Here is a 24,715-nt window from a genome sequence, read left to right on the forward strand (position 1 = left end):
CTGTGATGCAAAGAGATTTCAAGGGCTCTGGTTTAACTTCAACACCGCCATAAATGCCTCTTGGGGCACATCCACCTTGCCCATGGCTTTCATTCGCTTTTTACCTTTGGCCTGCTTCTTCAGCAGTTTCTTTTTGCGTGAGATGTCACCGCCGTAGCACTTGGCTAACACGTCTTTACGCATGGCGCTGATGCTGGTGGAAGCAATGATGCGACTACCAATCGAGGCCTGCAGGGGAATCTTGAACTGCTGGCGGGGAATCAGCTCCTTGAGCTTTTCCACCAAACCCTTACCCACGTTGTAGGCCTTATCACGGTGCACGATCGTAGTGAGTGGATCAGCCCGTTCACCATTGATCAACACATCCAGGCGCACCAGTTCGTTTTTGCGATATCCGATCAGGTGATATTCCATCGAGGCATAGCCCTGGGTGCGCGTCTTCATCTGATCGAAGAAGTCGGTCACCACTTCTGCCAGCGGTAGTTCATAGATCAACGTCACCCGGTCGGTGGTGATGTACCTCATATCGACATACTCACCACGGCGCTCCTGGCAAAGCCCCATCAGCGCACCGTTGTAGTCGTTGGGTGCATAGATCTCCATGCGCACGTAGGGCTCTTCGATCGATTCACGCTGCTGCGGATCAGGGAGCGTGGCGGGGTTGTCCACCATCTCTTCAGAGCCATCGATCATGTTCACCTGATAGATCACCGATGGTGCGGTGACGATCAGATCCAGACCGTATTCGCGCTCCAGACGCTCCTGCACAATCTCCATGTGCAGCAGACCGAGAAAGCCGCAGCGGAACCCGAAACCCATGGCACTGCTGGTTTCAGGTTCAAATTTCAAGGCAGCGTCTGAGAGCTGCAACTTGTCGAGGGCTTCACGCAGATCGGGATACTGATCAGCCTCTGTTGGGAACAGTCCGCAGAACACCATCGGCTTGGCCTCGGTGTACCCGGGCAGCGGTTCATCGGCCGGTGCATTCAGCAGGGTGATCGTGTCGCCGACGCGGGCATCAGCCACGGCCTTGATCGATGCGGCCAGATAGCCCACCTCACCGGCATGCAGCTCATCCACCTTGCGCTGGTCGGGCGCCATCACGCCCACTTCATCCAGCTCGTAGATCTTCTTGCTTTCCATCAGCAGGACTTTGTCCTTGCAGTTGATCCGGCCGCTCATCACCCGGAAATACACAATCACCCCCCGGTAGGGGTCGTAATAGGAATCGAAAATCAGCGCCTTGGTGGATTCATCCACCGCATCCGCCGGTGGCGGCACCCTGTCCACCACCTCCTGAAGGATCTCAGGCACCCCGAGACCTGTCTTGGCTGAACAGGGAATCGCATTGCTGCAATCGAGCCCGATGATTGCTTCGATCTCTTCCTTGATGCGATCAGGATCCGCGCCGGGCAGATCGATCTTGTTCAGCACCGGGATGATCTCCAGATCGTTCTCCAGGGCCAGATACACATTGGCCAGCGTCTGAGCCTCCACACCCTGGCTGGCATCCACCACCAGCAGCGCTCCCTCACAGGCCTGCAGGCTGCGGCTCACCTCATAGGAGAAGTCCACATGGCCAGGGGTGTCAATCAGATTGAGGGTGTAGGTCTCTCCATCAGCAGCGGTGTACTTCATCCGCGCCGCCTGAAGCTTGATCGTGATGCCACGCTCACGTTCAAGGTCCATGTTGTCCAGGAACTGCTCCTGCATGTCCCTGTTTGCCACTGTGCCCGTGTCCTGCAGCAAACGGTCAGCCAGCGTCGACTTGCCATGGTCGATGTGGGCAATAATGCAGAAATTACGGATCCGTGAGACGGGTGCGTCGGTCATGCGGTTGGCGGAATCCCGTCGAGGGCTGATCAAGGCGTTGATTCAATCCTAGGGAGCAACGATCAGCAGCAAGACAGCCTGATCAGGATGAACGCTCAGCTCCGGTGGACCTGCAGCTGGATCCTGGCCAGAGAGCGGCGGGCCACAACGGAGTTTTCTATCTCAAAGGAGGCAAAATGCTCCAGATGAAGGCACTGACCGGCCACCACATCAGCGCGATCCAAGTGAAAGCCGATCTCAGCGATCTGCGTTCTCAGAAAATCTCAGATCTCTGTCAGATCAGACATCGTGTCGAGCGCCTGATGCCCCCGCGAACGTCTCCGCTTCGTAGCTAATCATGCGAGCGACTTGGCATTCATGGTTGCTAAAGAAAGTCCAAACCACAACGGAAGCCATGGCTCCCAATGGTCTGCCAAACCGATGAGAGTTTCTTTCATGAAAGTTGAATAGTGTATTCCCCTGGTTTGCAACCGATGAATTCGCCCTGGTTGTTGCTGCTGCTGGCCATCACAGCTGAGGTGATCGGCACCTCTTGCCTCAAGCTCTCGCAGGGCTTCAGTCGACCCGTTCCCACCCTGGTGGTGCTGTCGGCTTATGCCATTTCGATGACATTGATGTCACGGGTGGTGCAAGTGCTCCCCATGGGCCTCACCTACGCGCTCTGGAGTGGCATCGGAATCGTGGCGATCGTGATGATTGGCCTGCTCCTCTATCACCAGGTGCCGACCCAGGGTCAGCTGATGGGCATGGCCCTGATCACAGCCGGCGTAATCACCGTGAACCTCAGCGGGAACCACGGTTGATCACACCTCAGCAACCGAAGCACTGACGGACACCCAAGGCCTGGCTAGGGAAAGATCATTGCCTAGGTGGGCTATGGGCTATCGCACAGATTTCGGCCGGGATCACCAACGCCCGCTGGCGGTGTTCGCCTCACCGGGACGGTACGTCCAGGGTCCCGGTGCCACCTGGGAACTGGGCACAGAGCTGAAACGCCTGGGCCTGAGTGGACCGGTGCTGTTCATCGCTGGTGGCACGGCCCGCAGAACGCTGGCTTCGATCTGGAAGGAAACACTGCCGCCTGTCGGCATCACACCGGTGGTTGAAGCCTTCGGTGGCGAATGCAGCGACCAGGAGATCAGCCGTTTGGTCGGCCTGGCAGCAACGCAGCCATTCTCAGCCGTCGTCGGCGCTGGTGGTGGCAAAACCTCCGACACAGCGAGGGCCGTCGCCGATGAGCTGGATCTGCCGGTGGTGATCACCCCCACCCTGGCGAGTACCGATTCGCCGTGCAGTGCCCTCTCGGTGATTTACACCAATGGCGGAGGGGTGCAGGGCTTCCGCTTTTACAACCGCCATCCGCTGCTGCTGCTTGTTGACACGGAGGTTGTGGCCAAGGCGCCGAAGCGGCAACTGGTCGCTGGCTTCGGAGATGCCCTGGCCACCTGGTTTGAAGCCCGAAGCTGCCGGCAAAGCCACAGCTGCAATGTGGTTGGGGGCTACCCGACCACCACGGCCACAGCCCTGGCGAAGCTGTGCTGCGACATTCTTTTGGCCGATGGGCCTGCCGCCTGCTCCGCCGTGGATTCGCAGGTCACCACCCCCGCTCTCGAGCGCATTGTGGAAGCGAACAATCTGCTTTCCGGGCTTGGCTTTGAAAGTGGTGGACTGGCACTTGCCCATGCCGTTCACAACGGCATCAGCGAGATCCCCGCAAGCCACGCGATGCTTCATGGGGAGAAGGTCGCCTTCGGACTGCACACCCAACTAGTGATGGAAGGCCAGCCACAGTCGGAGATCCAAGAGATCTTCAGCTACTGCCAATCCGTGGGACTGCCCACCACGCTGCAGCAGATCGGGATCAACCCCGACGACGACGAGGCCATCCAGCAGATTGCGCAACGGACGGTGATCCCAGGCGAAAGCAGCCATAACGAGCCTTTCGAAGTCACCGCCGCAGCGGTGGCGGCTGCTATCCGGGCAGCTGATCAACAGGGGCGTGCCTATATCAACTGATACCGGCGGTCACAGGAGGTGACATCGATATGGGAAGGTCATCAGCACGCTGAACCTCCTCGCCTGTGCCGCGCTTTCGCCGATTCCTGCTGATTGCAGCTGTGATTGCCGTGCTGGCCGTGCTGTTTCAGATCATCAGGGCGAATGGCCTTTGGCCAACCCGGGAAGAAATCGAACTGCAGGTGAAGACCCTCGGGATCTGGGGGCCCCTGGCACTGTTTTCGCTGCGTGGTGTGAGCATTGTGCTGCCTGCACTGCCCAGTACGGTTTTTTCACTTGTAGCCGGAGCAGTTCTTGGCTTTCGCTCAGGCTTCATCACCATTGTGATCGCCGATCTGATCTTCTGCCAGGCAGCCTTTCTACTGGCCCGTAACTACGGGCGAGACCCTGTCCGGAAGCTGGTGGGAGATCGGGCAATGGGCATCATCGAAGGATTCAATCGCAATCAACTGGAAGGCAATCCCTTTCTTCTCAGCGGGCTGATGATGACAGGGTTATTTGATTTCGTCTGCTACGCAGTCGGACTGGGGGGCACTCGCTGGCGAGCATTCATCCTGCCGTTGCTCTTCAGCGTGATTGTGAGTGACGCTCCGATCGTGGCTCTTGGCGCCGGCATCTTCAGCGACAACAACAGCAAACTGTTGATCGGCGCGGCGGTTTTTGGAGTGTTTGGCCTGGCCGTCATCGCAGGCTGGGTCAAGAAGCGCATGCGCAAACAGGCGAGTTCAGACACGTAGACCCAGCAGCCCGTCACTGCGCTCCCTTGTGCGTGCGAGCAGCTCCGGATCGCTGTTGAGATCCTGGCGGTAGCTGGGAATCAGCTGATGGAGTCGCTCTTGCCAGGGCTGCGTAGCCAGCTTTGTAGCAAAGCAACGCTCCAGCACCTCCACCATGATCTGCACGGAGGTGCTGGCTCCAGGAGAGGCACCCAGCAGAGCGGCCAGGGATCCATCCGCTGCACTGACCACTTCGGTGCCCATCTGCAGGCGACCACCATCAGGCGTGCATTTGATGATCTGCACCCGTTGACCGGCCACCGAAAGGCTCCAGTCATCCGCATTGGCCTCAGGCAAAAATGCCCGCAATGCCTCCATCCGATCGGCCTCGCTCTGGCGCAGCTGATTGATCAGATACTTCACCAGAGGCAGGTTGTTCACTCCCACTTGCAGCATCGGCAGCAGGTTGGTGGGACGCACCGACAGCGGCAGATCCATCAGCGAACCGGTCTTGAGAAATTTGCTGCTGAATCCGGCATAGGGACCGAACAGCAGGGATCGCTTGCCGTCAATCCAGCGGGTATCAAGATGGGGCACCGACATCGGCGGTGCGCCCACCTTCGCCTTGCCATACACCTTGGCGTGGTGACGCTCCACCAGAGCTGGCTCGCCGCACACCAGCCATTGGCCGCTCACGGGAAAGCCGGCATAGTCGGCGGCCTCGGGGATGCCACTGCTCTGCAGCAGGGGCAGGGCACCACCACCGGCGCCAAGAAACACAAACGGAGCCTGCACCTTGCGACGGCCCGACGGACCGCGCAAATCAAGCTGCCAGTCACAGCAGGTCATCGACTCCGTCAGCGGTCGCTTGAGTCCCTGCACTGAGGTGCCATACATCACCTGAAGAGCGCCCGCTGTCTGCAGCGGCAGCAGCAGTGCCCTGGTCAGAGCACCGAAGTCGAGATCGAGTCCACGCTCAATACGAGTGGCTGCAATCTGTTGACCAGGCCGACGTCCTGCCATCACCAAAGGCATCCAGTCGCCGATCTGCCCGGCATCCGTGCTCCAGTGCATGGCGGCGAAGGCCGGCAGCGCACTCAACTGACGATGCCGCTGCTGAAGAAACGCCACATCCTCCTGTCCCCAGACAAAACTGAGATGGGGCACCTGGTGAAGAAAGCTGCCTGGGTCTAGAACTCCCCGTTCTGTGAGGGAGGCCCAGAACTCCAGACTTCGCTCGAACGCTGCATTGATCGCCAGTGCTTTCTCAGTGGACACCGTCCCGTCGGCCTGCTGGGGGGTGTAGTTGAGCTCACAGTTGGCGGCATGGCCGGTGCCGGCGTTATTGACCGCTGCACTGCTCTCCAGAGCGGATGCCTCGAGACGCTCCACCAGCAGCAGGCGCATCTCCGGGTCGAGGGCATGCAGCAACGAAGCCAGGGTGGAACTCATCATTCCCGCACCCACCAGCACGGCGTCGTAACGATCCATCGCGTGAGCTGATCCTGCTTCTCAAGGGTATGAATCCATTCGGACACGTGCCTGCCTACCCTGAGCGAAAGCACTTACCCCCCATACGGCCATGAGCACCGAAACGCTGCCGCTCACTCAAGACAACGTGGAAAAGGTGCTCGATGAGCTACGCCCGTTCCTGATGGCCGATGGTGGCAACGTGGAAGTGGTCGAAATCGATGGACCGGTGGTCAAAGTGCGATTGCAGGGTGCCTGCGGCAGCTGCCCCAGCAGCACCATGACCCTGAAAATGGGAATCGAGCGCAAAATGCGCGAATGCATTCCTGAAGTCAGTGAAGTGGTTCAGGTTCTCTGATTCGGTCCGGCCACTGACAGGCTCAACTCGAAAAGCCATCCTGAAGACATCAGTGCAGGCGCGAGCAGCTGTCGATGCGGAGGTTGCCCCGTCCACGCCCGCTCGTGTTGGTGCTGCTGGCAGCACTCACAATCGTTCTGATGCTGTGCGGACGAGGCCTGATCGGCCAGGGGCCCTCCAAGGTGCTCGATCGCGATGCTGTCACGGCGGTGATGGAGGGTCCCTCAGGCTTGGAAGAGGTCCAGCTCTCGGAAGATCTGGTGCGCAAGCATCCGTTCATCTACGCCGGAATCCATCTCGACAAGATCTATGAGCTGAATCTGAACTCACGCACCTTCACAGCCGATGGTGAGATCTGGCTGGAGTGGCTGCCTGAGGTGGAAGCGCTGCTGCAGAAACATGGCGACGAACCTGCCGACCTGATTGCACTCGCCAACCGCATCGAAACGTGGGACTCCACCTTCGAACCCTCAACAGATACACCACGGGAGCTTTCCGGTGGCAGGCGTCAGCAGCTCTATCACTTCTCGAGCCGCTTTTACGACGATGAAGTCGACTTCCGCCGTGATCCATTCGACAGGTTGCGGCTGCCGGTGATCGTGGAGCTCAAACCGATGTGGACCTCGCAGAAATACGCCGACCTGCGGTTGCTGCCCGAACCGAGTGATGACAACCTTGTGGGAGAGCTGGGCACGCTGAGCGGCTATCAACTCGAAAGTTCCAGCTTCACACCCTATCTGCGACGCACAAGCAACCGGCGGGGCACCTGGTATCGGCCGCACATGAGCCAGGTGCGACTGGAAGTGGTCTACCAGTCAAATCTCTGGCCTGGAATCGTCAACTGGGTCATCCCGCTGATGATCATCAACTCGATTGTGTTGATGGCTCCTTCGGTTGAGGGAACACTGTCCGATGTGCGCCTGGCCATCCCATCCACGGCAATGCTCACACTGATCTTTTTGCAGCAGTCGTATCACTCCTCGCTGCCGAAACTGCCCTACACCACCTTTCTCGATGATCTGTTCACTGCCAGTTATCTGATCGCCATGGTCCTGTTCGCTCTCTTCACGTGGGGATACAACACCTATGCCGCCGCGCCCGACGATCAGAAGCTCGAAACCATGCGGCGGATCAACCGAGCTGACATGCGTTTTCAGATCATCTCAGCCGCTGCGCTGGTGCTGACCGCCCTGGTCAGCTGGGGAAGTCGATGAAGCGGAAGAAGCTCTTCCCACTGCTGATCACTCTGCTGATCAGCGGTTGCACTCAAGGCGGATCCAAGACCGACAAAAACGTGGTGCGCGTGGGCCTGCTCCATTCCCGCAGCGGAACCATGGCCTTGTCGGAAAACACGGTTGCCGAAGCCGAACGACTGGCGATCGAGGACATCAACGCCAGCGGCGGGCTGACGATCAATGGTCAACGCGTGCTGATCCAGCCGGTCGAGGAAGACGGCATGTCCGATCCGGACACCTTTGCCCGCCAGGCCAAACAGTTACTGGATGAACAACAGGTGGTGGCCATCTTCGGAGGCTGGACCTCGGCCAGTCGCAAAGCGATGCTGCCCGTTCTGGAGGCACGCAATGCGCTGCTGTTTTACCCGGTGCAGTACGAAGGTCAGGAGTGCTCACCTTATGTGGTGTACGGCGGCTCGGTTCCCAATCAGCAATCAGAGCCCGCCCTGAGCTGGATGCTGGCCAATCGCAGCAAACGCGTCCTGCTGATCGGCTCGGACTACGTCTATCCCCGCACCGCCAATCGCATCATGCGCGCCCAAGTGCAGCGAGAAGGTGGAACCGTGCTCGCTGAGCTTTATCTCCCGCTCGGCAGTGCTGAGGTGAACCCATTGGTCGAGAGCATTCGACAAGCCAGTGCAGGTGGGCCTGTCGTTGTGATCAACACGCTCAACGGCGACAGCAACCTCGCCTTCTTTGAGCAGCTCTTTCGCAACGGCCTCATTGGCCCGCAAGCGGTCGATAACGGGGTATCACTCCTGAGCCTGTCCGTCTCGGAAGAAGAGGCTCTGGCGATCGGCACCAACAAAACCTCGGGAACCTATGCCAGCTGGAGCTATTTCCAATCGCTGGCTGGTGACGCCTCCACAACATTCGCGCAGCGCTTTCGTCGTCGCTATGGATTTCACCGGGTGATCAACGACCCCGCTGAAGCGGCCTACAGCCTTGTGCATCTCTGGGCTCGCGCCGCCGAACGTGCCGGCAGCACTGATCCCAAAGACGTACGTCAGCAGCTGATCGGAACCAGCTACGAGGCTCCGCAGGGCTTGCTGACCATCACCGCAAGTCAACATCTGAACAAGCGCTCCCTGCTGGGCCAGGCCGACGACACTGGCAACTTCAAGGTGGTGAAGGATTTCGGAGTGATTGAACCCCAGCCCTGGAATCCGGATCATCCGGATTCAGTGGGTCAGGCTTGTGATCAACGCAGTAACCCGTCCCCTTAAGGCTCGGACGCGGGTGGGAGAGGTGCTGGCGGCGGACAGCTGCGGGCCTCGAAATTGCAGGCATAGATCGTCGACTTCTGCCAGCTCAGTGGAATCTCGAGCAGGTCGCGGGTCCCCGTGATGCCCTGGACCACGAACAACAGGGCCGCGAGCACATTGGCCGTGACATGAAGACGGCGCAGGCGCAGGTTGCGCAGAATCTCCGGCCGTGCACCGAGAGAAAACAGCATCAGACCCACAACGGCGACGCCCGACCAGTAATGGGACTGCCAGAACCCCGAAGAGAGCGGGTCATCGGACACTCTCCAGACTTCCGGCTGAGCTCCCAGGCCGAGAACACCAGCCCAGGTGATCACAACGAAGGCAAGCCGCAGGCCAGGGGCCTTGGCAATCCACAGTGCCCCAAGACTGAGCAGGGTTCCGATCAGCACCAGCAGAAGTGTGAAAGCACGACGCCAACCGCCTTGAAACTGATCCAGAGGCGCATGCGTAGCGATGGCCACGATCAGCGCCACAATCACCAGAACCACCACACCCGCGGCAAGCCAGCGTCCGAGATCGCTGTGATCACGCCCCACGGTCGGAGGCGGTTTCGCGGTCTTCAGCCGCCGGGATCGTGTCTGCACCGACAGTCGTATCACGATCCCGGTGAGGGGGTAGATCAACACCACCGCCAACACCGGATGAACAATCCAGAGCCAGTCCACCAGGGCCATCGGTGATACCAACCCAGCCGACAAACGCAACGTAGCCATGGTCTGAGTGAACACCTCGAAGTTGCGCCAAGTCTTGAAATTCGCGAAGGACACGGTGGGGCTCGCCTGATGCAGCTCTCAGATCAACCACGTCTGAAGCAGCCTGAGAAGACAGCAATGCCTGAGCTGAACAGCGATCATGGGGTCAGGTCCCCATCCCCAATGCTTAGAGAACGCTGCCCCGCACTCGCCAACAAGACCTACTTCAACTACGGCGGGCAGGGTCCCCTGCCAACGCCCTCGCTGGATGCCATCACCACGAGCTGGAAACGCATCCAGGAACTCGGCCCCTTCACCACCGACATCTGGCCTTACATCAGTGCGGAGGTGAACAGCACTCGCGGGCGTCTGGCCCGGTTGTGCAATGTGCCAGCACATCGACTCGCCCTCAGCGAGAACGTGACCACGGGTTGTGTGCTGCCGCTCTGGGGCCTTCCGCTGAACAGCGGCGACCACATCCTGATCAGCGACAGTGAACACCCTGGCGTTGTGGCCGCATGCCATGAACTGGCTCGCCGCCTTCAGCTTCAGGTTCACGTGCTGCCGGTGAAGCAACTCAGGTGCGGAGGTGATGAGCAGGCCCGCACCGATCGCGAAGTGCTTGCTGCACTTGAGCAAAAGCTCACCAGTCGAACCCGCCTGGTGGTGTTGTCCCATCTGCTGTGGAACACCGGTCAACAGATGCCGATCGCAGCTGTGGCGTCACAACTGCAACAGCACCCTGCAAAGCCTTATCTCCTTGTTGATGCAGCACAGAGCGTCGGCCAGATCCCCGTTGCGGAGGCGGCACAAGCGGCTGATATCTATGCCTTCACGGGACATAAGTGGTGCTGTGGGCCGGAGGGGCTGGGTGGGGTGGCGCTCTCGGAGCGCATGCTCTCCGAGACGCATCCCACCGTGATCGGCTGGCGCAGCCTTCAGGACGAGACTCGGGCTGTGGCTGATGATCCAGACCCCTTCCATCACGACAGCCGTCGCTTCGAGGTGGCCACCAGCTGCGTGCCGTTGATGGCTGGCTTGCGCTGCTCGCTTGACCTGCTGGAACAGGAGGGCTCCGATCACGATCGACTCGTGTACATCCGCACGCTGAGCGAACAGCTCTGGCACAACCTTCAGTTGATCCCTGGGGTCTCACCACTGCTTGACGGCCCGCCGCCGGCTGGTCTCGTGAGTTTTCAGATGCACCCTGAGACCGCAGGAGTCACACCATCTGAGGTGGTGAAAGCACTCGGTGCGGAACAGATCTGGATCCGATATCTGGCAGATCCCATCTGCCTGCGTGCCTGCACCCATGTCTGCACAAGTCAGAACGAGCTGGCGCAGCTCAGCGATCAGATTCGAAGCCTGTCAGCAATGGATAGCTAGTTCCAGGAGCGCAGCGCTTTCTCAGCTTCTTCCCGGTCATCGAAATGCAGCTTCTGAGTTCCGACGATCTGATAGTCCTCATGCCCTTTACCAGCGATCAAGACAAGATCGCCGGGTCCTGCCTGAGCAATCGCCTGAGCGATCGCGATCGCTCGGTCAACTTCCACCTGGTAGTCGATGCCTGAAGAAAGCCCCGCCACCACATCGTCGAGAATGCGCTGAGGATCCTCCGTGCGTGGATTGTCGGATGTGACCACAACGCGATCAGCCAGCTCTGCAGCAATCGCGGCCATCTGAGGACGCTTGCCCCGATCGCGGTCTCCACCGCAGCCAAACACACATACCAGCTGTCCATCCACAAAGGGGCGACTGGCCTCAAGAGCGCTGCGCAGGCCGTCCGGGGTGTGGGCGTAATCGACCACTACCGCTGGGAGCTGATCTGAGGGAGGGGAGGAGGGCAGCACCCGCTCCATCCGACCAGGCACACCACGGAAATGCGGAAGGGCCTTTAACAACAACGGCAGTGGCAGGTCCTGCTGAAGCAGAGAGCCGATGGCCTGCATCACATTCATCAAATTAAAGCGACCGACCAGAGGCGAATGAAAACGTCCTTCGCCTCGAGGTGTCACCAGCATTCCCTGCACTCCGCTGGATGTCATCACGAGATCGCGCATGCTGAGATCGGCCATCTCGTCGAGGCTGCAGCGCCAGCAGCGATCGCCAAGGCGATCCGCCAGACGACGTCCCCAGGGGTCATCAACATTGACCACCGCACGGGGGCCTTCCCCGATCAGGAAAGGATCGGCAAACAGACGCGCTTTTGCTTCGAAATAGGCCTCCATCGTCGCGTGGTAGTCGAGGTGGTCCTGCGTGAGGTTGGTGAACACAGCGGAGGAGAAACGACAACCCGCGACGCGTTGCTGATCCAGAGCATGGGAACTGACCTCGATGGCCGCCACCTGGGTGCCCCGGTTCAACGCTTCAGCCAGCTGAGCCTGCAGCTGATCCGCAACCGCAGTGGTGTGGGTCGACGTCAAGCTGTGTCCAGGCCAGCGGTTGACCAGTGTTCCGAACAGCGCTGCGGAACAACCGCACGCCAGGCTCAGATGTTCAATCAAGTGGGTTGTGGTGGTCTTGCCATTGGTGCCGGTTACACCGATCAAATGCATACGCAATGAGGGCTGCTGCCAGAAGGCGGCAGCCAGCTCTCCGGCCCAATGGGACACCGGCTCAGGAATCACCAGAACGGGATCCTGATCAGAGGGCGGATTCGACTGTGCTGCTTGCCGACCGATCAGCGCGGCCACGGCTCCAGCCTTCAGGGCCTCCGGCCAAAAACAGCCGCCATCGACACGTTCACCAGGGAGACCAATGAAAAGACAGCCCTGGCGAACACTGCGGGAATCACAGGTGATCGATGTGACCGCGGGGTTAGGGAGTCCCTCCGGCAGCGGAAGCCGCACTGCTTGCAGCAGCGCATGGAGCGTCTGCATCATCACCGGCTCCTAAAGCTGAGGCCGTTCTAATCCGATCCGGCGACGCTGGAGCAGTGCCGTTGCAACCAATTGAACAGTCCCTCACCGCTCAGGCGAGGGGAGACCCGTGGCAAGGGCTTGCCCTGCAGTGCCAGAACCGGCACTTCAAGGTCATAACGAGCCCGCAGTTGCGGCTCAATCCCATCTGCATCAATATCGATCACCTCCAAGCTCAGCGGTGGTTCGAAGCGACTGAGATCTAGGCCTTGAAGCCTTTGCTCCAAGCCTTCACAAAGGCAGCAGCCCTGCCTGCTGAACAAGGTCAGCTGCATGGACTCAATCAGGAACGGGGTCACAACCGCAGGGGGTGAAGGGATGACAGCGACAAACCCGGCGCAGAGTGAGCCAGCCACCCCGCCAGGGGCCATGGCGTTGAATCGCTTCCAATCCGTAGGCACTGCAGCTGGGAATGAAGCGACAACGGGGGCCGAACAGTGGAGACAACCAACTGCGATAAAAACCGATCGCGGCGATCATCAGCTGGGCCATGACCTTGCTGAAACCCTGTCCAACGGACTCCAGGAAGCCGACAGATAGGATGCGTGGTTCGCGCATGCAGAAACGCAAAGCTGACGTCAAGTCCAGCATGGCGTTTCATCAGCGTGAATGGTCCAACACCTTCTTCACCTATGTCTCGTTACCGCGGCCCTCGCCTGAGGATCACGCGGCGCTTGGGAGACCTCCCTGGTCTCACCCGGAAGGCCGCAAAGCGGTCCTATCCACCCGGTCAGCACGGCCAAGCCCGTCGCAAGCGCTCTGAATACGCGATCCGCCTTGAAGAGAAGCAGAAGCTTCGTTTCAACTACGGCGTCTCCGAACGCCAGCTCGTGCGCTACGTGAAAAAAGCGCGCGCCCAGGACGGTTCCACAGGAACCAACCTGCTCAAACTTCTCGAAAACCGTCTCGATAACGTCTGCTTCCGCCTCGGTTTCGGCCCCACTGTGCCTGGCGCCCGCCAGCTTGTGAATCATGGCCATGTCACTGTGAATGGCCGCGTCACCGATATCGCCAGCTATCAATGCAAGGCCGGTGATGTCATCGCCGTCCGTGAGCGCAAGGGCAGCAAGAAATTGGCTGAAGGCAACCTGGAATTCCCAGGTCTTGCCAACGTGCCTCCCCACCTGGAGCTCGACAAAGCCAAGCTCAGCGCCAAGGTGGTCAGCAAGTGCGAACGCGAATGGGTCGCACTGGAGATCAATGAACTGCTGGTGGTGGAGTACTACTCCCGCAAAGTTTGAGGCCCGCCTCGCATCTCACCGCGTTCTTGCTTTGCATTCCCCGCACAGGTGATCTGGAGCGGGGTTTTTCATATGGGGATCAATGCATCGGTGACGTCGGGTTCACTCAAACAACCGCTCACCACCATTCATAGCGGCAAGCTTCAGTTGGCCTCCGCCAGAATTTTCCAGGAGATATCTTCCATCAGCACGGATGGCTGCCCTTCCAAAGCTGCAGCCAGATCTGCCGGTTCGGAAAGATCAACCAGAATCACTCCATCCCTGCAGAGAAACTGCATGTCGGATTGATCGAGACTGACGACCCGAAAGGCAGCCGCGTGTTCTTGAGACCAAAGTGTTGCTTTCGCTCTTGCTTCAAGCAGGTTGAGATTGTCTGCAATGCAGTCCCAGCCTTTGTCAGAAAGCCGTTGAATACAAAACACGGTCGCACCCTGTGATGACAACACTTTGCGTCAACCAGCATTTACAAGCCACTAAGCAATAGATCAGCTTTGGGATCAGGCAGCGTCTGACGACACTATGAGCAATGTCTTACGCCTGAACTTTTAACGGAGAGAGTCAAACAAATCGGACGGTGTGGCTCGTTTCATCCGTCCTGCTTTTTGAGTCTGATGGTTGATGCTCGCGGTCGCCGGGGTTGATTCGCCAACATTTCCAAAATACATTCACGACGATGCTTCGCCTCTCGACCCTTCTCTGCGCAACGCTTCTCATTACAGCTCCTGCTTTCGCAGGTTCAGGTGGCTGTCAGCGCAGCCAGAACTCAGCGGATGCCGAGACCACTGAACAAAAGCAGAAAGCCGAGGCTCAGTCCTGACGACAAAACACCGTTGGTCTCGAGACGTTAAGGGTTCCCTGCAAAAAGCATTTGCACTGCCATCATCGAAGCATGCAGGTGGCTGGGGTCGGATTTATCCGGCCCCTTTTGTTTTGGATTGCGATTCATCCAAAAGAACACTGGCATGAATCTCACCACACCTTGAACGGGTGATCGAGTTGTACGGGTGAATGAACCAACGGAATCACAGCGCCAGCCGTAGCGACCGAAAGCACCAAACCGCATAAGTACCAGACGCCGAGTCAAATCGGATACAACGATATTGAGTGTTGATAAGCGGCCATGACGGGCGAACTACAGCTCATCGACCAGAGCTAACCTAGGTCAATATGGTCAAAAAATGCTGAATTGGTTAATGTCCTTACTGTCTGTCAACCAGACATTTCCAGACGAAAAGACGCTCCTAATTCTCGGCCAAGTCCCCAAAGAAGGAAGATGCGAAACCGCTGAATGAGTTGTCCAATTCTGCTGACACTCTCACTCGGAAATCTCGAAATCAGTGAACTCAGCGCAGCTGTTCTAATCACTGTTTCACTGGTATTTCTAGTGAGCTTCGCAATTGTCTCCCTTAAAAACGACAGCAAGGGAATGATGGCATGGATGTTTGACAATAAAGCCAGTGAAAAGCGCTGATGTCATAACGACAGACCCTCAAGAACGCGAGATCGCTACCAAAGACCCTGAGCCTAGAAACTGTAGCCATCATCGAAATAAGGCAAGTTATGCCTAAGGAATCGCATGCACTCGTTAAGGACTTGACTGCATCCGACGGCCAGCAGACAGCACCTATCCGGTGATCAGATGCCGAAGCACAGGCCCACACGTTCTGCCGCATTCAACCTCTGGAGGCAAGAAGTCATCAAGGGAACAGAATCAACCTGCTTCCCACAAGTCATGGCTTGAAGTTGCGTCTTCTTGATAAGCAACCTCAGGGAACCATTGATCAGATGATTACCCGAACTGAGGCCGGCGACACATCAGTTCAGGCTGTTGCACCAGAGTTGACGGAAGACTCTGATGCTCAGTGCCAGCTGCTGGAGGATAGTCAGGGAGCTTCGAAAAGCCCTTGAGTACGTAGATCGCCATACAACGGTAATCGCAATGAATCGAGCCATCTCAATCAATCCGCAAACCTACTGACTAGTAAGCCAAGCATCTGGAAAAAATTCATTGCTCCAAGCATCACAATGGAAGCGATACTGTTTAATTGAAAGACTATCCACCAAATCAAGACGCTCTAATACACTCATCACCATCCAAGACTTGAGTTAACAGATACCTCAAAAGGAACAGCTCTATTGTCGAGCTTAAGCAGTGCAGAACTTATATCGGCAATATCTTCAGGCTGAGTCATTTCTTCTGGCTTGAGCGATTGCGTCGGCCAAAATTCACTTGGCTCCGCCAATACAGAATGAGCCATATCAGTGTTAACCCAACCTGGGCAAATAGCTGTGACTCTAATGCCATCATTCCAACCTTCATTACGCATCGTCTGACACAAACCCAACAACGCGAATTTACTGGCGCTATATGCGGCGAGTTTACCTTTACTTTCTTTCCCGCTCAGCGACACCAGCATCTGAATTCTTCCAGAACCATGATGGACCAGCTGCGGCCAAGCGGCCCGGGCCAAAATCCAGGGAGCCATCAGATTTATTTTCATTGTCCGCTCAATCTCCTCTTCTTCGCCTTAAGAAAATAAGACTGAGACCCTACTGAATATACCGGCGCTACATATCAAACTATCAAAAGAACCAGAATAATCCACCGTGGCATCAACCCAGGACTGAGCTCCAAGTGAATCTTCAGCAAAGTATGAGTGCAGCATTACACGATGCTTTCCAGCAACTTCTGGGTCTAATACTGAACCTTTTAGCGCGTTCAAATCTCTGAGCCCTAGGCTTAAGCGGTGACCATCAGCCAATGCCTTCCTTGCAATTGCCCGCCCGATGCCACGACTTGCACCACTGATCATTAACGTGCACACAATTTTCACGAGCCAAGCAACCAAAAAGAAACCCCAGCCGAAGGCAGGGGTTTTGAAAACTCTTGAGGGAGTGTTGCCTTGTTTCCACCCCGCGAGTGTTTTCTCCTCACAAGTTGACTTTATTCGCAAGGAATGGCCATGCAATCAGCTAAGACCAGTAAGTCGAGCGGCACAAGCTGTCGCGCTTTCATAGACCATTAGCCCATCACGCCGTGACACCCAACCCTCACCCCCAGCCGTTGCACCAGCCGAACGCCCATCGCTATTGACTGGCAGCGCCCAGCCAGGAGAAAGGAGGTTTTTTGCTTACTGAGCAGCACGAATCATCTGTTTACGCAAATGAGTACAAATTCACTAGCAAATAGTACATGTGTTTGCTATAACTACCATAGTTGGTTCTCCTCACAAGGGCATCCAACTCCTTACACGGACAACTATGAGACCCAGCGGTCGCCAAGGCGTTGGGTCTTTTTTATTGGATTGACCGTTAAAGCCCACAATCAAGCCTTGCATCCTTTCGTGCATTAACTGCCTTGCCCTTCGCCTGGATCTCCTTTGCAACAGATCCACTCAGGTAGTGGTTTTCCATCTTTATCCTTACATTCCTCAAGCATTTTTACATCAACGTTGCATCCTGAGACGAGGACAGAAAGAGCGACAGGATCACCGCATTCAGTGATATCAAGAGCGGCGTTAAAAAGCATGGCTGGTGGAGCGCAATACCCATGATGAATGCGTTCCAATAGACAGCCAACTCCTGTGAGCTCCATCCAGAATGCATAACTGGCATTAAGGCGCGAGATATTTCGTGTTTACAGACATTCCAAGCTTCGGCGAAAGAGCTGAAGCGGGCAAAAACTAACAGTAATTTTAGAGACTTTTTATCTATTTCTACTGTAGATATCGACTGTCACGAGGCAATTAGCGATCGTGGCGCGGTCACTTCAACGGATCAGGTTCGCCTTGAAAAAGCCGAGTCCCAACCCGAAGCCTTTGGGCTTGTCTTCCAGAAAAGTGATTGCGAGCTCGAAATCCATCAGTCCCTCCTGCTCGATCAGATCACGAGCGAGCTGCCCCTGACGCTGCTCCAGATAGCGAGCATGAATCTGCTGCTTGTTCTCGCTCAGAAACGTGACGATTTCGCTGAGCACATGATCCCGCCACTCATCCTTATGGCTCTGTAGCACTGAGGTGTCAGCCAAGGCTCCTGGTCTTTAGGTCGGACTCGACGCTAGCGGCGACAGTCAGCCTGTTTCCTAGCTTTGAGACCTGATCGCAGCCATCACTTGCAGCGCCCAGCACGAATACCAGCCGACGCCACCCTGGCGATTCACCACGGGAAGAGTTTTGCGGAGGGGACGGGCACCGTGATGCCACCGATTTACTCCACCTCAACGTTTGCTCATGGCAACGCTGGTGGTTTCGATTACACACGCTCTGGGAATCCCAACTTCCGCATCCTTGAGGACGTGCTCGCTTCAGTTGAGCACTGCAACCATGCCACGGTGTTTGGGTCGGGCGTCAGCGCGATCACGGCGATTGCCTCCGGTCTCAGCCAAGGGGATCTGGTGCTCTGCGAGGAGAACCTCTATGGCTGCACTGTGCGGCTGTTTGAACAGGTGTTCGCCAAATTCGGGATCCGCACTGAATGGGTGGATTTCACATCAGCCGATGCCGTCTCCAGCATCGCGGCTCGAAAGCCAGCGATGGTCTGGCTGGAAAGTCCCACCAACCCGCTGCTCAAGGTGATCAACCTGAGACAGGTCTGCACGGCAGCCGCGGCCGTCGATGTGCCCGTGGTGGTGGACAACACCTTCGCCACCGCCCTTGTGCAGCGCCCCCTGCAGCTTGGGGCCACCCTTTCACTCACCAGCACGACGAAATACATCAACGGACACTCCGACGCCCTTGGTGGTGTGGTCTGCACTGACGATCCGGCCTGGCAGCAAAAGATGGTGTTTGCCCAGAAAGCCCTGGGCCTGCAGCCTTCCCCGTTCGATTGCTGGCTGATCACCCGCGGCATCAAGACCCTGCCGTTACGACTCAACCAGCAGATGGCCAATGCGGCCGCTTTGGCTGATCACCTCGCCAACCATGACCTGGTGAACTGGGTGCGCTACCCCCATCGCCCGGATCACCCCCAACACTCCCTGGCGATGCAGCAAATGAGCAGTGGTGGCGCCATCGTCACGATTGGAGTCAAAGCCAGCCGCGCCCATGCTTATGCCATGTGCAAGGCCCTGCGCTGGTTCACCATGGCCGAAAGCCTTGGAGGCGTGGAAAGCCTGATCTGCCACCCGGCCACGATGACTCACGCTTCGGTGTCAACAGAGGTCAAAGAGAAACTAGGCATCAGCGATGGGCTGATACGTCTGTCCGTGGGCTGTGAAGACGCTGCCGATCTGATCGCTGATCTCGACCAGGCACTTTGCTCGCTCCAATGAGTTCGCGCGACCTGCTGCGAGATCCCTGCTGGCAAGGCAGCGATCTCGGCCATCCTCTTCCTGATGCCACCCATGCCGTCTCGGTCGCCCTGCCTCGATGGAGCGATGTCATCGCCTATGAGGAAAAGAATCCCGCGTGCCGAAGAGCGTTGCGGGCGGTGTATCCGCGATTCGGTCAGCATCCGCTGGTGTCGCAGTTAGCGAAGCTTTCGCTGCAGGTCTCCGACCTCGCCCCATCCAAGGGCTCAAGCAGCTGGCCGTATCCGAACCGCACGGCGGCAGAAGCCGCTCTCGCCCACTGCCGCAGAACAAGGCCTGCGGGAGAAACGCAGCTCAGCTCAATCGGTGGACTGACCTGCCTGATTGCCGACCCAGCCAGCACTCCTGCCGCAAAGGCCTTCTGGCAACACACTGGCCTTGGAGCATCCTCCAGGCTGGCTGCCATCGCCCTCGGTCAAGAGCCGAGCGCCGGCGTAGCCGCAGCAGAGAACGCCCGCAGCAATGTGATTGGCCGGCTGGCGCGGATCTATCGCTGTGAGGGAGATGCGATCAGCCTCCACCCCTCAGGCATGTCGGCTCTGCACAGAGCACTCCAACTGATCTCGGCCATCCGGCCCAACAGGCCCGTGTTGCAGATCGGTTTCCCCTATGTGGATGTGCTCAAGCTGCCCCAGGTGGTGTTCAACGGGGCCGAACTGCTGCTGGATGACAGTGCAGCCAGTGTGGATGCCGCTCTCGAGCGCCTGCAGCCGTCGGCCGTGGTCGTGGAGCTGCCTAGCAATCCCCTGCTGCGCTGCATTGATCTGGCAACGATCGCCAGGCTTGCCCACCGGCAGGGCATCCCCGTGATCGCCGACGACACCATTGGATCTGGAATCAATATCGACGGGTTGCCGCACGCCGATCTGGTCTTCAGCTCACTCACCAAAAGCTTCGCCGGCCGTGGTGATGTTCTGGCTGGAAGTCTGGTGCTGAGTCACCACTCCCGCTGGAGAGATCAGCTGGCTGCAACAGCCAGCTCCCTGCAACCACTGGCTGAGCTTGCCGACGGGGATGTCATCGCCCTCGACCAGGGCAGTGAAGACGTGGTCGATCGGGTGCATCAGCTCAATCGCAACACGCTGTGCCTTGCTGAACAGCTGCGCGATCACCCCGCCGTGGAGAAGGTGTTCCATCCGGGTGCATGCGAGAACTTCAAGGCTCTGCAGCGGCCAGGTGCAGGCCATGGCTGTCTGCTGTCATTTGAACTGAAAGGAGGAACTCCCTCGGCCCAGAAGGTCTACGACGCACTGGCGGTCTGCAAGGGGCCAAGTCTCGGCACCGCCTTCACCCTGGTCTGCCCCTACGTGCTGCTTGCTCACTACGACGAATTGGTTTGGGCACAACGCTGCGATGTGCCATCCCATCTGCTGCGCGTTTCCGTGGGACTTGAGGAACAGCAGGATGTCTGGGAGCGATTCATGCGGGCACTGGACTCCGCATGAGCGAAAAACTGACGTGATGAAGGCGGAGTTGCTGTCTGCTGGATTGACAGAGTTTGAACAAGCTCTTAAGAGCCAGGCACCTGACTGAGAGTCTCCCTACATTGCCAAAATTGGCCATTTTTTCGACTCCCTCATGTCTCGCGTTTACGCCGATAACAGCCAGGCCATCGGTAATACCCCCCTGGTGCGTCTGAACCATGTCACCAAGGACTGCAAAGCCACCGTGCTCGCCAAGATCGAAGGTCGCAATCCCGCCTACAGCGTGAAGTGCCGCATCGGCGCGAACATGATCTGGGATGCCGAGAAGCGTGGTGAACTCACTGAAGGCAAGGTGATCGTCGAGCCCACATCAGGCAATACCGGCGTTGCTCTTGCCTTCACTGCCGCCGCTCGCGGTTACAAGCTCGTGCTCACGATGCCCGAGTCGATGTCGATCGAACGTCGCCGCGTGATGGCCGTTCTCGGTGCTGAGATCGTGCTCACCGAAGCCGCCAAGGGCATGCCTGGCGCCATCGCCAAAGCCAAGGAAATCGCCGCCAGCGACCCTGACAAGTACTTCATGCCCGGGCAGTTTGAGAACCCTGCCAACCCGGAGATTCACGAAAAGACCACTGGCCCTGAGATCTGGAACGACTGCGAAGGAGCCATCGACGTTCTGGTGGCCGGCGTCGGCACCGGCGGCACCATCACTGGCGTGTCTCGCTACATCAAAAACGAGAAAGGCAAGGCGATCGAATCAGTGGCGGTGGAGCCCAGCCATAGCCCGGTGATCACTCAGACCATGAACGGCGAAGAGCTGAAGCCAGGTCCCCACAAGATCCAGGGGATCGGCGCCGGCTTCATTCCCAAGAACCTTGACCTTTCCGTTGTCGACAAAGTCGAGCAGGTGACCAACGACGAGTCGGTTGAGATGGCTCTGCGTCTGGCCAAGGAAGAGGGTCTGCTGGTGGGCATTTCCTGCGGAGCCGCAGCGGCGGCCGCCATTCGACTGGCCAAGCAGGACGCCTACGCCGGTAAGACCATCGTGGTTGTTCTCCCCGATCTGGCTGAGCGCTACCTCTCTTCAGTGATGTTCGCCGATGTTCCCACCGGGATCATCGAGCAACCCGTCACCGCCTGAACCGCAGCGTTTGCACACCACTCAGCCCCGGAGCACCGGGGCTTTTTTGATGCCAAGCTGCTCAACCATCAGCTCGTGGTGTCACACCAGGAAGCACGGCATCCGGAGCGATCCACATGGCATCGCCGTAGGAATAGAAGCGATAGGCCTCGCGAATGGCGACTTCATAAAGTTCAAGCAACCTGCTGCGTCCGATCAGAGCGCTGACCAGAAGCAACAGCGAGCTCTTGGGCAGATGAAAATTGGTCAGCAGGCCCTGCACCACCAGGAAACGAAAGCCGGGCTGGATCACCAGATCAACAGGTCCCTTTAGAGGTTGCAGGCTGCCACCCCCTGCGGCCGCAGCTCCCTCCAGAGCCCGCACGCTGGTCGTGCCCACGGCAATCACACGTCCTCCACGCTGCCGGCACGCGACGACAGCGTCCACCAGCTCAGCAGTCACCTCCACCCATTCGCTGTGCAGACTCAGATCCGTGAGATCTTCAGTCTCCACGGGCCGGAATGTACCCAACCCCACGTGCAACGTCACCGTGGCCAGTTGAACGCCGCGGCCGCGGATCAGCTTCAGGAGCTCGTCACTGAGGTGCAAGCCCGCTGTTGGAGCAGCAACCGCTCCTGGCCTGGCGGCATAGCGAGTCTGATAACGCTCCTGATCCGACTCGTCATGACGCGTGATGTAGGGCGGTAACGGCACTTCGCCATAGCGCTCAAGCAGGGTTTCAATCGCGGCGGCATCAACGAAAGCCGCAGGGAACTGAATGATGCGACCGCCACTGGCGCCGTCCGATGCCAACACCTGCAGAGGAACGGGCTCCTGTTCGAGCGCTTCAAGCCAGAGCTGATCACCGGGCTTCAATTTCTTACCGGGTCTAGCAAGACACAACCAGCGGCCTTCGCCGCGGGGCTCCAGCACCAAAAGCTCCGCAAGCCCACCTCCGGAACGCCGCACCCTCAAACGCGCACGCAGAACCCGTGTGTCGTTGACCACCAGCAGGTCGCCAGGACGCAGCTCATCCTGCCAATCCCACACCCGACGATGCATCAGCTCCGTCATGGGTTGGTTGAGGGGGGGCGCCATCAGCAGTCGTGCTGCATGGCGTGGCTCCACTGGTGCCTGCGCGATCCGCTCTTCGGGCAAGCGGTAGTCGTAGGAGCTGAGCTGAAGATCCCTTGGATCCACCACAACGCTTGAACGTGATCAATCCATGCTGCCTGAGGGCAACGATCCGCCTTTGCTGGCCAAGCGGGGAACGAAATAGCGCACAATTGAAAACACCCTGCTCTGGTCGTCGGAGAGAGCCTCGAACAGGTTGTAAGCCCTTTGGTTGAGCAGAGCCACATCCAGTCGATCCCTGGGAATGGCCACAGGCATGACCACCGTGGTGGTGCGCTCGGGATGCCGTAGCTCCTCCTCCATCACAAAGTCACAGAAGGGATCCAGCAGCGAACTGTATGGACTGTCGAGCAGCACCAGCTCCAGAGCACCGGTGTCCGTGCCCGCATAGCGATCCCACATCTGGCTGAGCTTTCCGGCATCCTCTTCCTTCTGGACCACCATCACCGCCGTGACTGAATCGGCGAACGAGCAGGCGTAGCGCAACGCCTCAAAGGAAGGTTGCATCATGCTTGCGACCCAGACGATCGCGTGGTGCCCTGTAGGTGGATCGCGGGGCACCAGCTTCAGTGACGACCCATCAGGGTCGAGAGCAAGGGCAGTGAAGATCTCCCGGTATCGGCGGCGGATCAAGGCAAGTCCCCACACCAGCAGAGGAATAGCGATGACCACGGTCCAGGCCCCCTCATCAAATTTGCTCACCACGATCACCATCAACACCACAAAGGTGGTGAGCGATCCGAGCGCATTCATGGCCATCCGCCCCCGCCAGCCCTCTCCGCGAAGCTTCCACCAGCGACGTACCAGACCCAGCTGCGACAGGGTGAAAGCGGTGAAGACTCCAAGGGCATACAGATTGACGGCCACAGTGGTGTTACCCCTGCAGATCACGATGATCAGCGCCGTGATTGTCACCAGCACCCCGATCCCGTTCTGGTAGACGAGGCGGTCACCCAGCAACTTCATCTGCATGGGCAAGCAGTAGTCCTCCGCGAGCATGGCCGCCAGACGCGGGAATCCGGAGAAGGCCGTATTCGCTGCCAGGACCAGAATCAGCAGCGTTGAGATCTGCAGGATCCAGTACAGAACGCTGCCATCACCGAACACGCGCTGCCCGATCTGAGCCAACACGGTGATGTCGGGATTGGGTGCAACCCCATACATGAAGCCCAAGGTGCTGACCGCGAGGAACATCACCGACAGCAGAACACCCATAACCAGAAGGGTTTTACGGGCATTGACTGGAGCAGGCTCGCGAAAAACCTGCACACCATTGGCGATGGCTTCGATGCCGGTCATCGCGGAACAACCGGAGCTGAACGCCCGCAGAATCAGAAACAGGCCGATCGGCTCTAACGCAGCCTTAAGAGGAGGAGCATCAGGAGTCCAGCCGTGATGGAAGGTGAGGTCCTTGAGCCCCGCAACCGTGAGCAGCACAATCATCACCACGAACGCATAGGTGGGAACCGAGAACACACGCCCTGCCTCCCTGACCCCGCGAAGATTCGCCCAGCCCACGAGCACGAGCAGCAGCAGGCTGATCGGAACCTCGTAGGCCAACAGGGATGGCTGCAATGACGACAGTGCCTGGGTTCCCGCCATCAGGCTGACCGCTGCGGTGAGGGTGTAGTCGATCAGCAGTGCAGCGGCCGCCACCAATCCCACATTGCGTCCGAGATTGTCGCGGGCCACCACGTAGGAACCGCCACCCTTGGGATAGGCCGAGATCGCCTGCCGGTACGACAAAACCACGATCGTGATCAAAGCGATGATCGCCACCGTGATCGGGAGCGACAGCCGAAGAGCGGCACTGCCTCCCAGGATCAGAATTCCAAGCGCCGCTTCGGTCGCATAGGCCACGGATGACAGAGCATCCGAGGACAAGATCGGCAACGCCTCGAGATTGGGGAGTCGCTCATCCTTGGCACTGGACCGCGGCAGAGGACGGCCCAGCAGGCGTGAAAAGGATGGAACAGACACG

General features: G+C 58.2%; 22 protein-coding genes and 1 pseudogene. 12 read left to right on the top strand and 11 right to left on the bottom strand.

Features of this window, described 5'->3' with window-relative positions; all coding sequences use genetic code 11:
* Window positions 1-18: 18 nt before the first annotated feature.
* Window positions 19-1,833, bottom strand: a complete 1,815-nt coding sequence (lepA, locus tag SIB58_RS11310) for a translation elongation factor 4 (protein WP_067327194.1) — start codon at window positions 1,831-1,833, stop codon at window positions 19-21.
* A 104-nt stretch (window positions 1,834-1,937) separates the two neighbouring features.
* On the opposite strand from lepA, the gene SIB58_RS11315 reads away from it, so the two are divergent.
* From SIB58_RS11315 to SIB58_RS11330, 4 genes are all read left to right on the top strand, one after another.
* Window positions 1,938-2,168: a hypothetical protein gene (locus SIB58_RS11315; RefSeq protein WP_067327192.1), complete on the top strand. Its 231-nt coding sequence runs from the start codon at window positions 1,938-1,940 to the stop codon at window positions 2,166-2,168.
* A gap of 138 nt (window positions 2,169-2,306) precedes the next feature.
* A complete protein-coding gene (locus SIB58_RS11320) occupies window positions 2,307-2,636 on the top strand; it encodes a DMT family transporter (protein WP_066906707.1) in 330 nt (109 codons plus the stop codon).
* A gap of 73 nt (window positions 2,637-2,709) precedes the next feature.
* Entirely contained in the window at window positions 2,710-3,849 is a 1,140-nt protein-coding gene (locus SIB58_RS11325; protein WP_067327189.1) for a glycerol dehydrogenase, read from the top strand.
* Between the two features lie 65 nt (window positions 3,850-3,914).
* Entirely contained in the window at window positions 3,915-4,586 is a 672-nt protein-coding gene (locus SIB58_RS11330; protein ID WP_067327187.1) for a TVP38/TMEM64 family protein, read from the top strand.
* On the opposite strand, the gene SIB58_RS11335 is transcribed toward SIB58_RS11330, so the two are convergent.
* A complete protein-coding gene (locus tag SIB58_RS11335) occupies window positions 4,575-6,056 on the bottom strand; it encodes a malate:quinone oxidoreductase (protein WP_067327182.1) in 1,482 nt (493 codons plus the stop codon). The two genes, SIB58_RS11330 and SIB58_RS11335, sit on opposite strands and share 12 nt — an antisense overlap.
* 91 nt (window positions 6,057-6,147) lie before the next feature.
* Here SIB58_RS11335 and SIB58_RS11340 point away from each other — a divergent pair, with 91 nt between their 5' ends.
* The 3 genes from SIB58_RS11340 (at window position 6,148) to SIB58_RS11350 (ending at window position 8,854) form a co-directional block, all read left to right on the top strand.
* Window positions 6,148-6,393, top strand: coding sequence for a NifU family protein (locus SIB58_RS11340; RefSeq protein WP_066906698.1), 246 nt, complete (start codon window positions 6,148-6,150; stop codon window positions 6,391-6,393).
* A gap of 74 nt (window positions 6,394-6,467) precedes the next feature.
* A complete protein-coding gene (locus tag SIB58_RS11345) occupies window positions 6,468-7,607 on the top strand; it encodes a hypothetical protein (protein ID WP_067327180.1) in 1,140 nt (379 codons plus the stop codon).
* Window positions 7,604-8,854 carry an urea ABC transporter substrate-binding protein gene (locus tag SIB58_RS11350; protein WP_067327178.1) on the top strand — a complete coding sequence of 417 codons (1,251 nt, stop codon included), beginning with the start codon at window positions 7,604-7,606 and terminating at the stop codon, window positions 8,852-8,854. Before SIB58_RS11345 ends, SIB58_RS11350 begins: the two co-directional genes overlap by 4 nt.
* Here SIB58_RS11350 and SIB58_RS11355 read toward each other — a convergent pair.
* Window positions 8,851-9,570, bottom strand: coding sequence for a DUF4079 domain-containing protein (locus SIB58_RS11355; protein ID WP_066907151.1), 720 nt, complete (start codon window positions 9,568-9,570; stop codon window positions 8,851-8,853). The genes SIB58_RS11350 and SIB58_RS11355 overlap by 4 nt on opposite strands.
* 201 nt (window positions 9,571-9,771) lie before the next feature.
* On the opposite strand from SIB58_RS11355, the gene SIB58_RS11360 reads away from it, so the two are divergent.
* On the top strand, window positions 9,772-10,974 hold the full coding sequence (locus SIB58_RS11360; RefSeq protein WP_067327239.1) for an aminotransferase class V-fold PLP-dependent enzyme: 1,203 nt from the start codon (window positions 9,772-9,774) through the stop codon (window positions 10,972-10,974).
* Here SIB58_RS11360 and SIB58_RS11365 read toward each other — a convergent pair.
* From SIB58_RS11365 to yidD, 3 genes are read right to left on the bottom strand one after another with little or no spacing between them, the layout of a single operon-like run.
* Entirely contained in the window at window positions 10,971-12,470 is a 1,500-nt protein-coding gene (locus tag SIB58_RS11365) for a UDP-N-acetylmuramoyl-L-alanyl-D-glutamate--2,6-diaminopimelate ligase (RefSeq protein WP_067327174.1), read from the bottom strand. The genes SIB58_RS11360 and SIB58_RS11365 overlap by 4 nt on opposite strands.
* 26 nt (window positions 12,471-12,496) lie before the next feature.
* On the bottom strand, window positions 12,497-12,781 hold the full coding sequence (locus tag SIB58_RS11370) for a glutaredoxin family protein (RefSeq protein ID WP_197461186.1): 285 nt from the start codon (window positions 12,779-12,781) through the stop codon (window positions 12,497-12,499).
* 4 nt (window positions 12,782-12,785) lie between these two features.
* Window positions 12,786-13,064, bottom strand: a complete 279-nt coding sequence (gene yidD / locus SIB58_RS11375; protein ID WP_066907145.1) for a membrane protein insertion efficiency factor YidD — start codon at window positions 13,062-13,064, stop codon at window positions 12,786-12,788.
* Window positions 13,065-13,138: 74 nt separating this feature from the next.
* Between yidD and rpsD the strand changes: the two genes are divergently transcribed.
* Window positions 13,139-13,747, top strand: a complete 609-nt coding sequence (gene rpsD / locus SIB58_RS11380) for a 30S ribosomal protein S4 (RefSeq protein ID WP_066906690.1) — start codon at window positions 13,139-13,141, stop codon at window positions 13,745-13,747.
* A gap of 143 nt (window positions 13,748-13,890) precedes the next feature.
* On the opposite strand, the gene SIB58_RS11385 is transcribed toward rpsD, so the two are convergent.
* From SIB58_RS11385 to SIB58_RS11395, 3 genes and pseudogenes are all read right to left on the bottom strand, one after another.
* The gene (locus tag SIB58_RS11385) at window positions 13,891-14,169 is read right to left on the bottom strand and encodes a hypothetical protein (protein ID WP_067327171.1); all 279 of its coding nucleotides are present in this window, start codon (window positions 14,167-14,169) and stop codon (window positions 13,891-13,893) included.
* A 1,665-nt stretch (window positions 14,170-15,834) separates the two neighbouring features.
* Window positions 15,835-16,560, bottom strand: a pseudogene (locus SIB58_RS11390) (SDR family NAD(P)-dependent oxidoreductase).
* A 956-nt stretch (window positions 16,561-17,516) separates the two neighbouring features.
* A complete protein-coding gene (locus tag SIB58_RS11395) occupies window positions 17,517-17,774 on the bottom strand; it encodes a hypothetical protein (RefSeq protein WP_066906686.1) in 258 nt (85 codons plus the stop codon).
* A gap of 84 nt (window positions 17,775-17,858) precedes the next feature.
* Here SIB58_RS11395 and SIB58_RS11400 point away from each other — a divergent pair, with 84 nt between their 5' ends.
* From SIB58_RS11400 to cysK, 3 genes are all read left to right on the top strand, one after another.
* Window positions 17,859-19,016, top strand: coding sequence for a trans-sulfuration enzyme family protein (locus SIB58_RS11400; RefSeq protein ID WP_197461184.1), 1,158 nt, complete (start codon window positions 17,859-17,861; stop codon window positions 19,014-19,016).
* Complete coding sequence (locus SIB58_RS11405) at window positions 19,013-20,500, top strand: PLP-dependent transferase (protein ID WP_066906684.1); 1,488 nt, start codon at window positions 19,013-19,015, stop codon at window positions 20,498-20,500. Before SIB58_RS11400 ends, SIB58_RS11405 begins: the two co-directional genes overlap by 4 nt.
* A 133-nt stretch (window positions 20,501-20,633) precedes the next feature.
* Window positions 20,634-21,620, top strand: coding sequence for a cysteine synthase A (cysK, locus tag SIB58_RS11410; protein WP_066906682.1), 987 nt, complete (start codon window positions 20,634-20,636; stop codon window positions 21,618-21,620).
* 61 nt (window positions 21,621-21,681) lie between these two features.
* On the opposite strand, the gene queA is transcribed toward cysK, so the two are convergent.
* Both queA and SIB58_RS11420 read right to left on the bottom strand, forming a co-directional pair.
* Window positions 21,682-22,803 carry a tRNA preQ1(34) S-adenosylmethionine ribosyltransferase-isomerase QueA gene (gene queA, locus SIB58_RS11415; RefSeq protein WP_066906680.1) on the bottom strand — a complete coding sequence of 374 codons (1,122 nt, stop codon included), beginning with the start codon at window positions 22,801-22,803 and terminating at the stop codon, window positions 21,682-21,684.
* A gap of 15 nt (window positions 22,804-22,818) precedes the next feature.
* Window positions 22,819-24,714: an APC family permease gene (locus SIB58_RS11420; RefSeq protein WP_066906678.1), complete on the bottom strand. Its 1,896-nt coding sequence runs from the start codon at window positions 24,712-24,714 to the stop codon at window positions 22,819-22,821.
* Window position 24,715 lies beyond the last annotated feature (1 nt).

The sequence above is a fragment of the Synechococcus sp. MIT S9504 genome, from assembly GCF_047497135.1.
Taxonomy (GTDB): domain Bacteria; phylum Cyanobacteriota; class Cyanobacteriia; order PCC-6307; family Cyanobiaceae; genus Synechococcus_C.

Excerpts from the sequence above, each read along its gene's own strand:
- lepA (WP_067327194.1), bottom strand. The coding sequence starts at position 1,833 with ATGACCGACGCACCCGTCTCACGGATCCGTAATTTCTGCATTATTGCC.
- SIB58_RS11320 (WP_066906707.1), top strand. The coding sequence starts at position 2,307 with ATGAATTCGCCCTGGTTGTTGCTGCTGCTGGCCATCACAGCTGAGGTG.
- SIB58_RS11325 (WP_067327189.1), top strand. The coding sequence starts at position 2,710 with ATGGGCTATCGCACAGATTTCGGCCGGGATCACCAACGCCCGCTGGCG.
- SIB58_RS11335 (WP_067327182.1), bottom strand. The coding sequence starts at position 6,056 with ATGGATCGTTACGACGCCGTGCTGGTGGGTGCGGGAATGATGAGTTCC.
- SIB58_RS11340 (WP_066906698.1), top strand. The coding sequence starts at position 6,148 with ATGAGCACCGAAACGCTGCCGCTCACTCAAGACAACGTGGAAAAGGTG.
- SIB58_RS11345 (WP_067327180.1), top strand. The coding sequence starts at position 6,468 with ATGCGGAGGTTGCCCCGTCCACGCCCGCTCGTGTTGGTGCTGCTGGCA.
- SIB58_RS11350 (WP_067327178.1), top strand. The coding sequence starts at position 7,604 with ATGAAGCGGAAGAAGCTCTTCCCACTGCTGATCACTCTGCTGATCAGC.
- SIB58_RS11355 (WP_066907151.1), bottom strand. The coding sequence starts at position 9,570 with ATGGCCCTGGTGGACTGGCTCTGGATTGTTCATCCGGTGTTGGCGGTG.
- SIB58_RS11360 (WP_067327239.1), top strand. The coding sequence starts at position 9,772 with ATGCTTAGAGAACGCTGCCCCGCACTCGCCAACAAGACCTACTTCAAC.
- SIB58_RS11365 (WP_067327174.1), bottom strand. The coding sequence starts at position 12,470 with ATGATGCAGACGCTCCATGCGCTGCTGCAAGCAGTGCGGCTTCCGCTG.
- SIB58_RS11370 (WP_197461186.1), bottom strand. The coding sequence starts at position 12,781 with ATGCAGCTGACCTTGTTCAGCAGGCAGGGCTGCTGCCTTTGTGAAGGC.
- yidD (WP_066907145.1), bottom strand. The coding sequence starts at position 13,064 with ATGCGCGAACCACGCATCCTATCTGTCGGCTTCCTGGAGTCCGTTGGA.
- rpsD (WP_066906690.1), top strand. The coding sequence starts at position 13,139 with ATGTCTCGTTACCGCGGCCCTCGCCTGAGGATCACGCGGCGCTTGGGA.
- SIB58_RS11405 (WP_066906684.1), top strand. The coding sequence starts at position 19,013 with ATGAGTTCGCGCGACCTGCTGCGAGATCCCTGCTGGCAAGGCAGCGAT.
- cysK (WP_066906682.1), top strand. The coding sequence starts at position 20,634 with ATGTCTCGCGTTTACGCCGATAACAGCCAGGCCATCGGTAATACCCCC.